Below are 13032 nucleotides of genomic sequence, written 5' to 3' on the forward strand. Positions count from 1 at the left end.
CTGGTTTTGTTTTTTTGGTGAAATAGATTAAAGCGGCAGCAAGAACGTAAAAAATAAGGGCATATTCCATATTAATTTCTTTATTACTCCTTGTTCTTCGTATCGATCAGAATAGTTACAGGACCATCATTCAACAGGCTAATCTTCATATCGGCACCAAAAATGCCGCATTGTACCTCTTTACCTATAAGCGTTGAGAGTTCTTTTTTCATCTGCTCATAAAGCGGAATAGCCTTTTCTGGTCTGGCGGCACGTGTAAAGCCGGGTCTATTGCCCTTTTTGGTAGAAGCAAAGAGCGTAAACTGGCTGATCAGTAAAATATTGCCATTAATATCGGCTAAAGACTTGTTCATTAAACCCTCACTGTCACTAAAAACGCGCATATTAGCAATCTTTTGCGCCAGCCATTGCAGGTCTTCGGTAGTGTCTTCATCTTCAATACCCAATAAGACCAAAAAGCCCTGTTCTATTTTTCCGGTAATTTGTGTTTCTACGGTGCAGCTTGCCTGGGTTACGCGTTGTATAACAGCTCTCATAATGTTTGGGATATGTACGTGCTAAGTTAATTAACCTTTTTTAAATGCTAAATTGTAGCTTTGAATAAAATTTTAAGGTAATGAAGTTTAAGCTTGGCGATTTTGTACGGTTTTTAGATGAGAAAAGAGAAGGTTATGTAACCAATATCATAAATGATGCAACGGTGGGCGTAACCGATACAGATGGTTTTGAAATACCGGTGGCGGTAAGCAATCTAACGCATGTACATGGACACCTGGAAGAAAACGCCGCTTTTAATGGACAAGAACAAGAAGTTCTGCATGATGAGACGTTTAAAGAGCATGGGGTCTTTATAGCTGTTGCCGAAGATGGTAAAGCCAGTGCCGTGGCACATTTGAGTGTAGTTAACCGCAGTTCTTACCAGTTGATGTTTACTTTAAAAACCGACAGAAAAGGTGTTTATAAAGGTGAATTTGCCAGCGTTATTCCTGCTAAAACAGCCGTAACCCTGTACGCAGCCAACTTAGGCGATCTGGATAACTGGCCGGTGTTTGTGGTACAGGCTCTGTATTTTAGCACGGCTAATGTAAAGCCTAAAGCACCTTTGCTGGCAGAACGAAAATTTAGGGCAAAGGATTTTAGTACTTCAAAAATACAAATACCCGAAATTAATAAGTATGGCTGGTTGATCGAACTGGATGAACAGGCGCCTGTTATAGATGCGCAGAAACTTAAAGAGAGTTTTTTTAGTCAAAAGACAGAAAAGCCCAAAGTACTTCGCCCGGCAGATGAGGTAGATCTGCATATCGAAAAACTGCGTGATGACCACCAGTTTTTGAGCGAGAGCGAAATGCTGGATATACAGTTGGCATACTTTAACCAAGTTTTAGATGCTGCCATTGTAAACCAGATGCCTAAGATTGTAATTATACATGGTGTAGGCAATGGTACGTTAAGGCATCATATCCATAAAGTGATCAGCAAGCACCCACAGGTACGTACTTTTATGGATGCTCGTAAAGAGAAGTTTGGTTTTGGCGCTACAGAGATTGTGTTTAAGTAGTTTCTTTTATCGTTATGCTGCCCATCTATCCGTCATGCTGAATTTCCTGAAGTATCGCGACAAGCTGTTTCAGTAATTACTCTGACAAGTGTCTCTACCGCAGGAGACAGACCCTGACCACGAAGTAGCTACAAGACCATAAGAGAAAATCAACAAAGCCTTGTAAAACGAGTTCAGGGTGACGTGAAGAGTTCAGCGCTTGTCCCGATTTTTCGGGAGTGACGATAGGGATTGGAGAATGACGAAATTACGGAGTTTGCTCCTTAACTTCCTTTGGCCGAGCGGGTCATTTGTTCCAGCATATCCCACATTTCGGTTGGGATGGCTTCAAGTCCGCTAAATTGTCCTGCACCCTGTAACCATTCACCTCCATCTATGGTAATCACTTCACCGTTGATATAAGCTGAGAAATCGCTTACCAGAAATGCCGATAGGTTGGCAAGTTCCTGATGATTGCCCGTGCGCTTTAAAGGAACACGGTTTTTAAAATCGAATTTTTGTGCCAGATCACCTGGTAATAACCTTTCCCAAGCACCCTTGGTAGGAAAGGGGCCAGGAGCAATAGCATTTGTTCTGATACCGTATTTACCCCATTCAACTGCCAGTGAACGGGTAAGTGCTAATACGCCTCCTTTTGCGCAGGCCGAAGGCACCACATAGGCAGAGCCCGTAAAGGCATAGGTGGTTACAATATTTAGTACACTTGCTGTTGTTTGTTTTTGTGCAATCCAGTGTTTACCAAAAGCTAAAGTACAGTTTACCGTTCCTTTGAGCACGATATCGATAATAGTAGAAAAAGCATTGGCTGATAAACGTTCTGTAGGCGAAATGAAATTGCCTGCCGCATTGTTTACCAGCGCATCTACCTGGCCAAACGTAGTTGTGGCTTCGTTTAAAAGATGTTCTACTTGTGTATAATCTCTTACATCGCATTGTACAGGTAGTACCTTGCCGCCCGTTTCGGCTTCCATTTCCTTTGCCGTTTCTTGTAATACTTCCAGCTTGCGACTGGTGATTACCAGATTAGCTCCCAGTTGCAGAAAATAGGTGCCCATGGCACGTCCTAGGCCGGTGCCGCCACCGGTTATTACTATGGTTTTTCCTTTTAGGGCGTTATCTTTTAACATGGGTTCGCTATACATATTGTATTTATTTGAGGTTGAACAATTGGTTAACTTTAAGTTTAACGGAAGAGTTTTGAGGAGTATTGTTCCATCTTCTTAAAACAGAACCTGCATTAAAGTATTAACTTTTCTTTTGTAGGTTGTCTATCATTGCTTTTAAAATAGCTCTTGTCCCCGGAGACCACCATTGTTTAAGCATGGTTTCTAACTCTGCACTCTGATCTGAATTGGCTACTCCAATAAGTTTTTTACGGATATTCAGTTTGCTTTGCTGCCAGGTATTCTGCTCAAAAGCCATATATTTTCTTACTTTGCGTTCGGCTGCGGTTAAGATAGTTTCGGGTTTAGTGATTTCATCAACTAGGCCAATCTGTAAGGCTTCTCCGGGATTGAACAATTTACCTTCTAACAGGCTGCGGGTGGCATTGGCCTGCCCTAACCAAAATGCGTAAAGTTCAAAAATGCTATGAGGTACAATAATGCCTACAGGTACCTCATTTAAACCAATAATGTATTTCCCTTCTGCCATTACACGTGCATCACAGGCCAGTGCCATTACACACCCTCCTGCCGGGCTATGCCCATTAATAGCCGCAACAATAGGTTTTTTAAAGCTAATCATGTTACCTATAAAGTTTAAGAACAGTTGCCAGAAACTTTTGGCTTCTTCTTCATTATAATGGTACAGCTCAATCAGATCTAAACCTGCTGAAAAAAAATTGTCTTTTCCAGCAAGGAGCACACCTCCAATATTAGGGTCGTTGGCTATGTTCTGCAACATATTATCTAGCTCTAGAACCATCTCACGGTTCAGGGCATTGGAGCGGCCTCGGTTTAATGTTATAACGGCAAGTTTATCTTTTACAGATGTAGTAATGGTGTTCATATATCTTTCCTCTTAGTGTTATAAAGCTAAGAGGAAAGCATTTATTATGCAAGCATAAAATTATTTTACTTCGTAGGTCAGTACTTTTCTGGCTAAATTACCATGAATGTCAATGCCTTCAATAACCATTCTGTAGATGCCGGCCACATCAGTATTAAAATAACCCACGCTTACATTACCATCTTTATCTGTAACTACCTGCGGGTCCCAAAATACGGTGGTACGCAAGTCTGGGCGACTATCAGGTGTGACATCGTATTTAGGCGAATAAAACTCACGTATGGCAGAAAATCCTTTAGGCACAAAGCTGATTAAGCCAGGGGTATAACGGTTATATGAACTGGTACCCATACCTGTTTTAGTTGTAATTACAATTACACCTGCAGATCCATTCATACCATATATGGCGCTATAAGACATGCTTTTTAAAACTTCTACGGTTTCAATGTCTTGTACTACGATATCATCTAATGAAAAACCATCTGTACCCAGGCTGATGCCATCGAGATAAACAGCCATAGGATTAGTGTTATTTCTAGCATAAGCAAGTCCGTTTCTGATCTGCACTCCTGCAATGCGCCCCTGCAGATATTGCGATAAAGAAAAAGCGTTTTCCAGATCTTTTGCCTTAATAACCATATCTGCCCTTCCAGGTCCGTTTAAATTACTTGAGCTGATGGTAAGAGGCTTTTTCTCTACTATCTTTACTTCATCTAGCAGAATAGTTTTGCTAAGCAGGCCACGTTTGGTCTGATCCTGAAAATACTTATCACTTTGATGCAAATAATCCATAATCGACTCGTTTACATTTTCATCTAAATCTGCCCTGTTTTTATTTTCAGTTACTTTCTGCTTTGGAACAGTATCAATATTGATCTCAACAAACTTTTTGTCTTTATTGGTGCGGGCTTGTACTAAAAATTTTGTACTATCCGGAAAAGAGATTTCATCAAAATTAAATCTACCCTTGCTGTCTGTAAGGGTATCTATCATCATTATTCCTTTTGCTAAAGTAAGTAAAGATACTTTACCCCCTACAACGGGGTTTTTACCTTTCATGATGTTACCACTGATGCTAAGGCCGGTTTCTGCGGGAAAAGTTAGATTTAAAGGAGTATCATTATTTACCTGCTGATAACTTATTTTTCTCCATCCTTGAGTTAATAAAAGGTTGTCCAGATCTTCTTTGGTTTTTTTATCATCATTTAAGAAATAATGATTAGGTTTTTCTACATAACCGCTCAGATCTGAGGTAAGCAGTAAGCCGGTAAGGATATTACTCTCGTTCTCTGGATCTGGCTTTACTGCGGTTGTATTGGTAACAGCCATAGAAAAACTGCCCATAACAGGACTGTTAACATGATGAGCTTTAAATGAGAAGTCCACTTTTTCGCGAGTTTTATAATCGGCTTTTAAATTTACAGGCTCAATACTGATTTTATCACTGGCGTTATTTATAAAAGCTATACGTTCATTTAAAGGTATAAAATCAGCTGATAACAGCGTAATCTGAATAATGCCTGATGGTAAACTATCTTTAGGTACGTTAACAAGGTTAACTGGTTTTAAAGAACTAACCTTAGTATTCAGAAAAACAGAGCCATTATGCTGTAATAATAGATAGTAAGTGCCGGTATTGATCTGACGGTCGCTAAAAAAAGTTTTAATGGTCAGTTTTTTATCGTCTAAATTATTTACACTTAAAACCGTACCCTGACCTTCTGCTTTTGGTAGGGCCAAAGTTTTGGTTGCCCCATTTTTAAGTTTTATAATGGCCTTATACGTTTCGCCGGGAACAGGATTAAGGTAAAAAGATCCCATGCCTAAAGCATTACTTTCTATATGTATAAGCTCCTGTCCTTGTGAGGTTACAACGACTCCGCTTACCATTTCGCCCAGACCATTGCTGCCAATGGCTTTAAACCCTATTTTTCCTGGCAGATTTTCTACTATTTTCCCGCCTTCTGCAAAGAACTGTATATCGGTTTCTTTAGCAGTAGGTGCTATGCTGATCTCCTTACTAATAAGCTGCTTGTTTGGCAGCGTAATGTTTGCATGGATCGTTAAATTTTTATCTGTATTTGGCTGTTTATTTACAAAATTAACTGTAAGCTCTCCGTTGGTATCTGTAATCCCTTTTCCACGATGAAGATTTTTACCTGAATATTTAACCTCGTAACTTACATTACAATTGGCATAAGGATTATTCTGTTTATCTGTAAATCTGATAACACTTTTTATTTCTTCAACATTATTTTGTGAACCTACTGTATTTGTAGCTTTTACAAATACTTTATTTGCCCATGAATTACCAATCTTAATGGTTTTATCGTAGAAAAAGGCAGTACCTGCATTGCGCATCCATTGGGTATAAGACCTGATACGGTAGTTGCCTTCCTTAAGAGAGTCTGTAAGTTTAAAATCGCCCCAGGTAATACCGCTGTTTAAAGGTAGTTTTAGCTGTTGTGCTATGGAATCTTTCTCGTTGATCAATTCTACGTACAAGATTTTGCTCATGGTTGATGGTTCTTGTGTAACACTGTTTACCACATAGGCTTTGAACCAGATATTGTCGCCAATAGCATAATAAGGTTTATCTAAGTGTAAATAGACCTTTTCCTGGGCGTACTTGTGTGTATAAAGCCTAAGTTTATTTAAAAATGTTATAAAAGGATCATCGTAAGCAAATGCTAAGCTAACGCTGAAAATGCTAATAAATGCAAGGATTACGGAGAGAATAATCTTTTTCATAATGGTGGTTCTACATTCTTGTAAATAATGGTAAAAGGCAATAGGTTTTCTTATAAATAAATATAGCCTTTTGTTTTAGAACAAAAGGCTATATTAAGATTGGGTTCACATATATTTGGTTTAAAAATTGTTTTTCCACATCATACTTTCTACCGGGCGTGTGGTTTTGTTGTTATACTTGGCATTTTGCTTAGCATTGTAAAGATTCTCTATTTTACCTTCAACCGTAAAATAAATAAGCTGACCTATGGGCATGCCAGCATAAACTTTAACAGGTTGTGCACAGGATATTTCGAGTGTCCAGGTATTGCAAAAGCCTACATCGCCTTTGCCCGCAGTAGCATGTATATCTATGCCTAAACGACCTGTACTGCTCTTACCTTCTAAAAAAGGTACATGATGGTGCGTTTCGGTATATTCTAAAGTTACCCCTAAATATAAAGTGCCAGGTTGTAAGACGTATCCATCTTTAGGGATCTCGAAATGTTCAATCTGGTTGTGGGCCTTGGCGTCTAAAACACGGTCTTTATAGGTAGCCAGATATTTACCTAAATGTACATCATAAGAATTGGTTCCTAAACACTCCCGCTTAAAAGGCTCTATAATAATGGTCCCTTTTTCTATTTCCTCAAGAATACGCTTATCTGTTAAGATCATTTTTTAACTAATTTGGATAAAATTATGATTAATTTAAGATACTTTTGTATAGATTTTCGAATTAGCGGATGCCGGTAGTTTTTAATAAAAAAATTGACGATCAAACCTCTTTGTCTCTATGGAAAATAGAAGAAACAGAAGAGGAACTGATAAAGGGCTTACAACTTAAGCAACATGAGATAAAGGTTATCGATTCGTTGAGTAAAGGTAAACGGGCTTTACACTGGTTGAGCACGAGGCTTTTGCTCCGGAAAATGTTGGATACACCTGATTATATAGACTGTCATATTGATGAGCATGGAAAGCCTTATCTGGTAAATTCAGATACCAGTATTTCTTTGAGCCACTCTTTTGATTATGCTGCCGTAATCATTAGCAGAAATAAAACGGTTGGGATAGATATTGAATTGATCAAACATAAGATCAAACTGATTAAGCATAAATTTCTTTCTGATTTAGAGCTTGCCCAAAAGCAGATAGGTGATAATACCGAAGGTTTATATGTTTGCTGGTGCGCAAAAGAAGCCGTTTATAAATGGTATGGTAAAAAAGGGCTTGAATTTAAACAGCATATGCACATTAAACCTTTTAAACTAAAAAAAGAAGGCTCTTTGGTGGTTACGGTAAACCTGCCTGAAGGTACCCGAGACCTGATGGTTAATTATTTTAAAACCCCCGATGGTTATATGTTGGGTTATGTGGTTGATTAGATATGAATAAAGAAGTTGCATTTATAGATTGGGGTTTAACCGATTACCAGGAAGCATGGGATAAACAAGAAGCCATATTTAATGAAACGGTTGCTGTTAAAGGAAGAAACCGTACTGAAAATACTAATGAGCCCACAAAAAATTACCTCATTTTTTGTGAGCACCCCCATGTATATACCCTTGGTAAAAGCGGACATGCTGAAAACTTGTTGCTGAATGAAGAAGGACTGGTAGAGAAAAATGCAACTTATTATAAGATTAATCGGGGAGGAGATATTACTTATCATGGACCCGGACAGATTGTGGGCTACCCTATTTTAGATTTGGATAATTTCTTTACCGATATACATCTTTATTTAAGAACACTGGAAGAAGCAATTATATTAACACTTGCCGATTATGGCATTACATCAGGTCGTTATCCGGGCTATACAGGAGTATGGTTAGATGCTGATAACGATAAAGCACGTAAAATATGTGCAATGGGTGTGCGTTGTAGTCGTTGGGTTACCATGCATGGATTTGCTTTTAACGTAAACGCTAATCTTGATTACTTTAAAAATATTGTTCCCTGCGGTATAGATGATAAAGATGTAACCTCTATGCAACGCGAATTAGGGAGAGAAGTGGATATGGAAGAGGTAAAAGCTAAACTTAAATCTCACATAGCCCATTTGTTTGCAATGAAATTGATATAATTCAGGTAATCCGCTTGTGTCAATTACACCTTTTTGTAATATTTTGATTTTCAGTAATTAGTTTTAACTTTAGTTAAACTAAAACAAAAATTACTATGGATTACACAGAACAGTATTCAGAATCTTCACTTCAGGCCTTATTAGGAGTTTGGCTTGTTTTCATGATTCTTTTTAGCCTTGCCATATCTGTTATTACTATCGCAGGTATGTGGAAGACTTTTACCAAAGCCGGTAAACCGGGCTGGGCAGCGCTTATTCCTATTTACAATGTATATGTAATGATACAGATTGTTGGCAAGCCAGATATTTGGTTGCTTTGGTGCCTTATTCCTTGTGTAAATATTGTGTTTACCATCTGGTTACAAAATCTGCTAAGCAAAAGTTTTGGTAAAGAAGAAGGTTTTACACTGGGTTTAATCCTGTTCCCGTTTATATTTTATCCCATTTTAGGCTTTGGGAGTGCTAAATATTTGGGGCCATCGGCAGAAGAAGCTAGAAATATGAGATTTGGAAATCCGAACGATCCCTTTAATCAGCAACAGCCTCCTCATCAATTTTAATGTTTAACATAAAGATTTTATCCGTTTTGTGTCTCAATTTAATCAAGACGGATATTTTTTTAATGCCCTGCCCTATAAAATATGTTACAGGTATAGATTGCCCGGGCTGTGGTTTTCAACGCTCGATATTGGCCTTGTTAACAGGGAATTTTAAAGAGAGCTTTTTAATGTATCCAGCTACAATTCCTTTTGCTGTCAGTATTTTTCTTGCCAGCCTGTCGTCTTTTCTTAAAATACCAGTTGATGCCAAAGTATTGAAAGCGATGTATTTTATTACCGGAGGTATTATATTCATTAACTATCTGTATAAATTTTTTTCAGGACAAATCGTTAGTTTTTGATATTATTGCAGCTGATTAATTATGGCTAAACAACCTGCACTTTCTTATCTGGCTTTAGGCGATTCTTATACCATTGGAGAAGCTGTTGAGCAACATGATTCTTTTCCTTATCAATTGGTTAAATTACTTAATGAGGAAGGGCTACATTTCAAAGAACCTGAAGTTATCGCTCAAACCGGTTGGACCACAGATGAGCTCATGTATGCAATTGAGAAGCGAAATCTTTCGCAAACTTTTGATCTGGTAACTCTGCTCATAGGTGTAAATAATCAATACAGAGGCTATACTACAGTGAATTATCAAAAAGAGTTTGCCACGCTTTTAGCCACAGCCTGTAATTTTGCAGCTGCCGATAAGAAACGTGTTTTTGTAATCTCTATACCTGATTGGGGCGTTACTGATTTTGGTAAGCAAAGCGGAAGGGATGTACAGCAGATAGCTAATGAGATAGACTCTTTTAATCGCATAAAAGAAGAAGTTACGCGGCTTAATGGTGTAACTTATATCGACATAACACCTATATCAAGAAAAGCCCCTACCGATTTTCATTTAACTGCATCAGATGGCTTGCACCCTTCTGCTAAAATGTACACTGAATGGGTAAAAGAAATTATGCCAATAGTTAAAGCTAATTTAAATAACGGTAATCAGGTCTAAGCATTTTCCTTTCATACCAGCTTAAGCCTACATAGCAGTTCTTCGTTCTGCTAAAACCGGCCTTGGCTGATGCGGGTAGCAGTATGTTGCTATAGCAGACACTTCTATAACATCGGGCACAGCCGTGGCTTTTTTTGCATACTTTTTTCAGCTAAAGGAAAAAAGTATGTCCGAGAAGCGACAGGGTTAATAAAATAACAGTAATGAATATTGGCTTAATCTTGAAATTAATGATTGTAATATTTAAATCCATATTTTGTCCCGGGCTTACGTTAAACAGTCAATTCCATTACAATATTAACCCGTTCATAAGCGCTATTGTGTCTGCTTAGATCAAGCTCCCTGAAGCCATATTTACGATACAGGTGTATAGAAGCTTCTAATTTAGTATTGCCTTCTAAGAACAAGGTTTTGATATGAGCTTGTTTCGCTGTTGCTATGCATGCTTCTATCAGCTTTTTGCCAATTCCTAAACCCTGGGTGCTTTCGGCTACGGCAAATTTAGAGAGCTCATATCTTTCATCTGTCACCTTCTTAAGCGCACAAACACCTACAGGCCCATCTTGGTTGAGCGCAACCAAAATAAAACCACCTTTATCAATAATCTGTTCAGGATGATTTAAAGTTTCAATATCGGCTGGTTCAAGCACAAAATATTTATTGATCCAGTTTTCATTTAAGGTTTTGAAAGCGGTTTTGTATTTATCCTGGTAGCCAGTAATTGATATCATAGTGGGGTGCTTATAATTTATTTGCTTTTAGAAACCAGATCGGGATAGTCTGTAATAATGCCATCAACCCCTAAACTTTTAAAATATTGCAGATCTTTCGGTGTATTTACATTCCAAGGTACAACCTGTACGCCTGTTGCATGGCATTTGTCAATTAGTCCTTTCCCTACTAAAGGTAAATAAGGGCTATAAATGGTAGGTTTAAAACCTAATTTCTCAACCAATATTTCAAAATCATTTTTCTCGTCAACACCTAATGCGGTTTTAATTGCAGGGTATTTCTGGTGTATATATTGTAAAGGTCGCAGGTCAAAAGAATAGATAATGGTTCTGTCTTCTATTTTTTTCTGCTTAACTACATCCATTACAAGATCTGTAAAAGCTTTGGGCTCGGGGTTGAAAACCAGATCGCCATTGCGAATAATCTTAATTTCTATGCAGTAAGTTGGTTTTGTCCTTTTGTTTTTCTTTACAAAAGTTTCCACCTTATCGATTAAATCGCTTAATAAGGGTTTGCCTACTCTAAACTTCTCCTGATAAGGAAAGCGAGGATGGGGTTTAGAGCCTACATCAAAATTCTTTACCTCATCATAGTTCATGGCATAGATATTATATTTTTTCTCATCCTTTAAAGTAATGGGTTCGCCATCTTGGTTGAGGGATATTTCATTGTTAAAGAAGGGCTCTGCCGAGGCAATTACTTTTTGATCTTTGGTTATAACAACTTCTATCTTAAGTGTAGTAGCTCCTTCTTCAAGTGCCTTAATCATACCTGGGATAGTATTCTCGGGCATTAAACCCCTTGCCCCTCTATTGCCATATATCTCTAAGGCTGGTTTTTGTGCAACCGCACACAGGGTTGATATTAATAATAGAATTCCGGTAAAAATAGCTTTCATAGCTTTTAAATAGTTTTAGGCTATAACGAAAAGATAACCTTATTGGTACAAGTATAAATGTTTAAGCCCGAAATGGAAGCGTATAAAGTTAAATGTGACAAAAAAGGCTGTAACAATTTGCTACAGCCTTTATATAAATTAATTTTTAAGGATTATTTAATGAAAAAGCTCAGTACATAATAGATGATTGCGGCAAGGGCTGCCGAAACAGGTATGGTTAATATCCAGGCCCAAACCAGTTTTACGGTTATCCCCCATTTTACAGCAGAAACACCTTTAGTTAAACCTGAACCGATGATTGAACCTGTAATGGTATGTGTGGTACTTACCGGTATTTTCATATGTTCGGTAAAGTATAAGGTTAATGCACCTGCAGTTTCAGCAGTTACGCCTTCAAATGGACTTACCTTTGTAATTTTAGAACCCATGGTTTTTACGATTTTCCATCCTCCACTTAATGTACCAACGGCAATGGCGCTGTAACAGGCTAATGGAATCCATGTTGGCATATGACCGGCGATCTCTTCCCCATTTGCATCTTTTGAAGGTAAGATTACGTGTAGCCAATCAGGTAAGCTGTCGGCAGAAATGTTGTTCTGATGTACATATACCATAATAGCCGCAGCAATGATACCCATTACTTTTTGCGAGTCGTTACCACCATGCCCTAAACTGAATGAGGCAGAAGATAGCAATTGCATCTTTTTAAGCCATGCAGTAGATTGGGTTTGGTTTAAGCTGCTAAATATTAAGCAAAAGAAACTGATACAATATATAATGAAACCTACCAAGAACCATTTGATATTATGGGGTTCTAATAATACGCTCAGTATTTCAGATTTAAAACGGGGGTGTTTAATTTCTGGAAAGAATTTCATTTCTGAATAGATCAGCACAGTAGTAAGTATAACCAGTGCTATGGTAAACAATTTTGGCCAGATACTTTTCTTGGAAGAATGTAATAACCAGACTGAAATGAAATAAGATACAATAGCACCTATAACTGGTGCAAGTACAATAAAACCGATGATAACGAGAACGCCTGTTGGCATTTCGCCGGCTTTGCCCTCTTTATACCACAATACAACGTTAAAACCTGCATGTGCAATTGCTGCTCCTGCAAAGCCACCTATAAGCGTATGCGATGAGCTGGAAGGAATACCTAACCACCAGGTTAACAGGTTCCATATGATAGCGGCTATTACACCTGCTAGAATAACCACCAGGTTTATCTGCATAGTATCGGCAGTTTTGGCTACAGTATCGGCAACGCCAAATCCAAAAACCCAATAAGCTAAAAAGTTAAAGAACGCTGCCCAGACAACCGCCTGAAAAGGTGTTAACACCTTTGTGGCCACAATAGTAGCGATCGCATTGGCCGCATCATGAAATCCATTGATGTAGTCAAAAATAAGCGCTAATACAATGATGGTTATTAAAATGCTTAATGTCATGGG

General features: G+C 38.2%; 14 protein-coding genes. 6 read left to right on the top strand and 8 right to left on the bottom strand.

Annotation, left to right across the window (positions count from 1 at the left end; all coding sequences use genetic code 11):
• Positions 1-83: 83 nt before the first annotated feature.
• On the bottom strand, positions 84-536 hold the full coding sequence (dtd, locus tag ACLHG9_RS14440) for a D-aminoacyl-tRNA deacylase (RefSeq protein WP_410222208.1): 453 nt from the start codon (positions 534-536) through the stop codon (positions 84-86).
• A gap of 80 nt (positions 537-616) precedes the next feature.
• Between dtd and ACLHG9_RS14445 the strand changes: the two genes are divergently transcribed.
• Positions 617-1561, top strand: coding sequence for a Smr/MutS family protein (locus ACLHG9_RS14445; protein WP_410222209.1), 945 nt, complete (start codon positions 617-619; stop codon positions 1559-1561).
• Positions 1562-1824: 263 nt separating this feature from the next.
• Here ACLHG9_RS14445 and ACLHG9_RS14450 read toward each other — a convergent pair whose 3' ends face one another.
• The 4 genes from ACLHG9_RS14450 to dcd form a co-directional block, all read right to left on the bottom strand.
• On the bottom strand, positions 1825-2703 hold the full coding sequence (locus ACLHG9_RS14450; protein WP_410222210.1) for an SDR family oxidoreductase: 879 nt from the start codon (positions 2701-2703) through the stop codon (positions 1825-1827).
• Between the two features lie 103 nt (positions 2704-2806).
• Positions 2807-3571: an enoyl-CoA hydratase/isomerase family protein gene (locus ACLHG9_RS14455; protein WP_410222211.1), complete on the bottom strand. Its 765-nt coding sequence runs from the start codon at positions 3569-3571 to the stop codon at positions 2807-2809.
• 60 nt (positions 3572-3631) lie between these two features.
• On the bottom strand, positions 3632-6322 hold the full coding sequence (locus ACLHG9_RS14460) for a TonB-dependent receptor (protein WP_410222212.1): 2691 nt from the start codon (positions 6320-6322) through the stop codon (positions 3632-3634).
• Between the two features lie 120 nt (positions 6323-6442).
• Positions 6443-6979 carry a dCTP deaminase gene (gene dcd, locus ACLHG9_RS14465; RefSeq protein WP_410222213.1) on the bottom strand — a complete coding sequence of 179 codons (537 nt, stop codon included), beginning with the start codon at positions 6977-6979 and terminating at the stop codon, positions 6443-6445.
• Between the two features lie 68 nt (positions 6980-7047).
• On the opposite strand from dcd, the gene ACLHG9_RS14470 reads away from it, so the two are divergent.
• The 5 genes from ACLHG9_RS14470 (at position 7048) to ACLHG9_RS14490 (ending at position 9945) form a co-directional block, all read left to right on the top strand.
• Complete coding sequence (locus tag ACLHG9_RS14470; protein ID WP_410222214.1) at positions 7048-7689, top strand: 4'-phosphopantetheinyl transferase family protein; 642 nt, start codon at positions 7048-7050, stop codon at positions 7687-7689.
• A gap of 2 nt (positions 7690-7691) precedes the next feature.
• Positions 7692-8387 (top strand): lipoyl(octanoyl) transferase LipB, encoded by a 696-nt coding sequence (gene lipB, locus ACLHG9_RS14475; protein ID WP_410222215.1) that lies wholly within the window; start codon positions 7692-7694, stop codon positions 8385-8387.
• Positions 8388-8482: 95 nt separating this feature from the next.
• A complete protein-coding gene (locus ACLHG9_RS14480; RefSeq protein ID WP_410222216.1) occupies positions 8483-8947 on the top strand; it encodes a DUF5684 domain-containing protein in 465 nt (154 codons plus the stop codon).
• Between the two features lie 62 nt (positions 8948-9009).
• Complete coding sequence (locus ACLHG9_RS14485) at positions 9010-9288, top strand: DUF2752 domain-containing protein (RefSeq protein WP_410222217.1); 279 nt, start codon at positions 9010-9012, stop codon at positions 9286-9288.
• Positions 9289-9309: 21 nt separating this feature from the next.
• A complete protein-coding gene (locus ACLHG9_RS14490) occupies positions 9310-9945 on the top strand; it encodes an SGNH/GDSL hydrolase family protein (RefSeq protein ID WP_410222218.1) in 636 nt (211 codons plus the stop codon).
• Positions 9946-10217: 272 nt separating this feature from the next.
• Here the strand turns inward: ACLHG9_RS14490 and ACLHG9_RS14495 are convergent, their stop codons facing one another.
• The 3 genes from ACLHG9_RS14495 to ACLHG9_RS14505 form a co-directional block, all read right to left on the bottom strand.
• Positions 10218-10676, bottom strand: coding sequence for a GNAT family N-acetyltransferase (locus tag ACLHG9_RS14495; RefSeq protein ID WP_410222219.1), 459 nt, complete (start codon positions 10674-10676; stop codon positions 10218-10220).
• Between the two features lie 17 nt (positions 10677-10693).
• Positions 10694-11575: a glycerophosphodiester phosphodiesterase family protein gene (locus ACLHG9_RS14500; RefSeq protein ID WP_410222220.1), complete on the bottom strand. Its 882-nt coding sequence runs from the start codon at positions 11573-11575 to the stop codon at positions 10694-10696.
• Between the two features lie 152 nt (positions 11576-11727).
• The gene (locus ACLHG9_RS14505) at positions 11728-13029 is read right to left on the bottom strand and encodes an inorganic phosphate transporter (protein ID WP_410222221.1); all 1302 of its coding nucleotides are present in this window, start codon (positions 13027-13029) and stop codon (positions 11728-11730) included.
• Positions 13030-13032 lie beyond the last annotated feature (3 nt).

It is taken from the genome of Pedobacter sp. (genome assembly GCF_046462515.1).
GTDB lineage: Bacteria > Bacteroidota > Bacteroidia > Sphingobacteriales > Sphingobacteriaceae > Pedobacter.

What these genes read in the sequence shown, in the direction of transcription:
- dtd (WP_410222208.1), bottom strand. Translation starts at nt 536, where the DNA reads ATGAGAGCTGTTATACAACGCGTAACCCAGGCAAGCTGCACCGTAGAA.
- ACLHG9_RS14445 (WP_410222209.1), top strand. Translation starts at nt 617, where the DNA reads ATGAAGTTTAAGCTTGGCGATTTTGTACGGTTTTTAGATGAGAAAAGA.
- ACLHG9_RS14450 (WP_410222210.1), bottom strand. Translation starts at nt 2,703, where the DNA reads ATGTATAGCGAACCCATGTTAAAAGATAACGCCCTAAAAGGAAAAACC.
- ACLHG9_RS14455 (WP_410222211.1), bottom strand. Translation starts at nt 3,571, where the DNA reads ATGAACACCATTACTACATCTGTAAAAGATAAACTTGCCGTTATAACA.
- ACLHG9_RS14460 (WP_410222212.1), bottom strand. Translation starts at nt 6,322, where the DNA reads ATGAAAAAGATTATTCTCTCCGTAATCCTTGCATTTATTAGCATTTTC.
- dcd (WP_410222213.1), bottom strand. Translation starts at nt 6,979, where the DNA reads ATGATCTTAACAGATAAGCGTATTCTTGAGGAAATAGAAAAAGGGACC.
- ACLHG9_RS14470 (WP_410222214.1), top strand. Translation starts at nt 7,048, where the DNA reads ATGCCGGTAGTTTTTAATAAAAAAATTGACGATCAAACCTCTTTGTCT.
- lipB (WP_410222215.1), top strand. Translation starts at nt 7,692, where the DNA reads ATGAATAAAGAAGTTGCATTTATAGATTGGGGTTTAACCGATTACCAG.
- ACLHG9_RS14480 (WP_410222216.1), top strand. Translation starts at nt 8,483, where the DNA reads ATGGATTACACAGAACAGTATTCAGAATCTTCACTTCAGGCCTTATTA.
- ACLHG9_RS14485 (WP_410222217.1), top strand. Translation starts at nt 9,010, where the DNA reads ATGCCCTGCCCTATAAAATATGTTACAGGTATAGATTGCCCGGGCTGT.
- ACLHG9_RS14490 (WP_410222218.1), top strand. Translation starts at nt 9,310, where the DNA reads ATGGCTAAACAACCTGCACTTTCTTATCTGGCTTTAGGCGATTCTTAT.
- ACLHG9_RS14495 (WP_410222219.1), bottom strand. Translation starts at nt 10,676, where the DNA reads ATGATATCAATTACTGGCTACCAGGATAAATACAAAACCGCTTTCAAA.
- ACLHG9_RS14500 (WP_410222220.1), bottom strand. Translation starts at nt 11,575, where the DNA reads ATGAAAGCTATTTTTACCGGAATTCTATTATTAATATCAACCCTGTGT.
- ACLHG9_RS14505 (WP_410222221.1), bottom strand. Translation starts at nt 13,029, where the DNA reads ATGACATTAAGCATTTTAATAACCATCATTGTATTAGCGCTTATTTTT.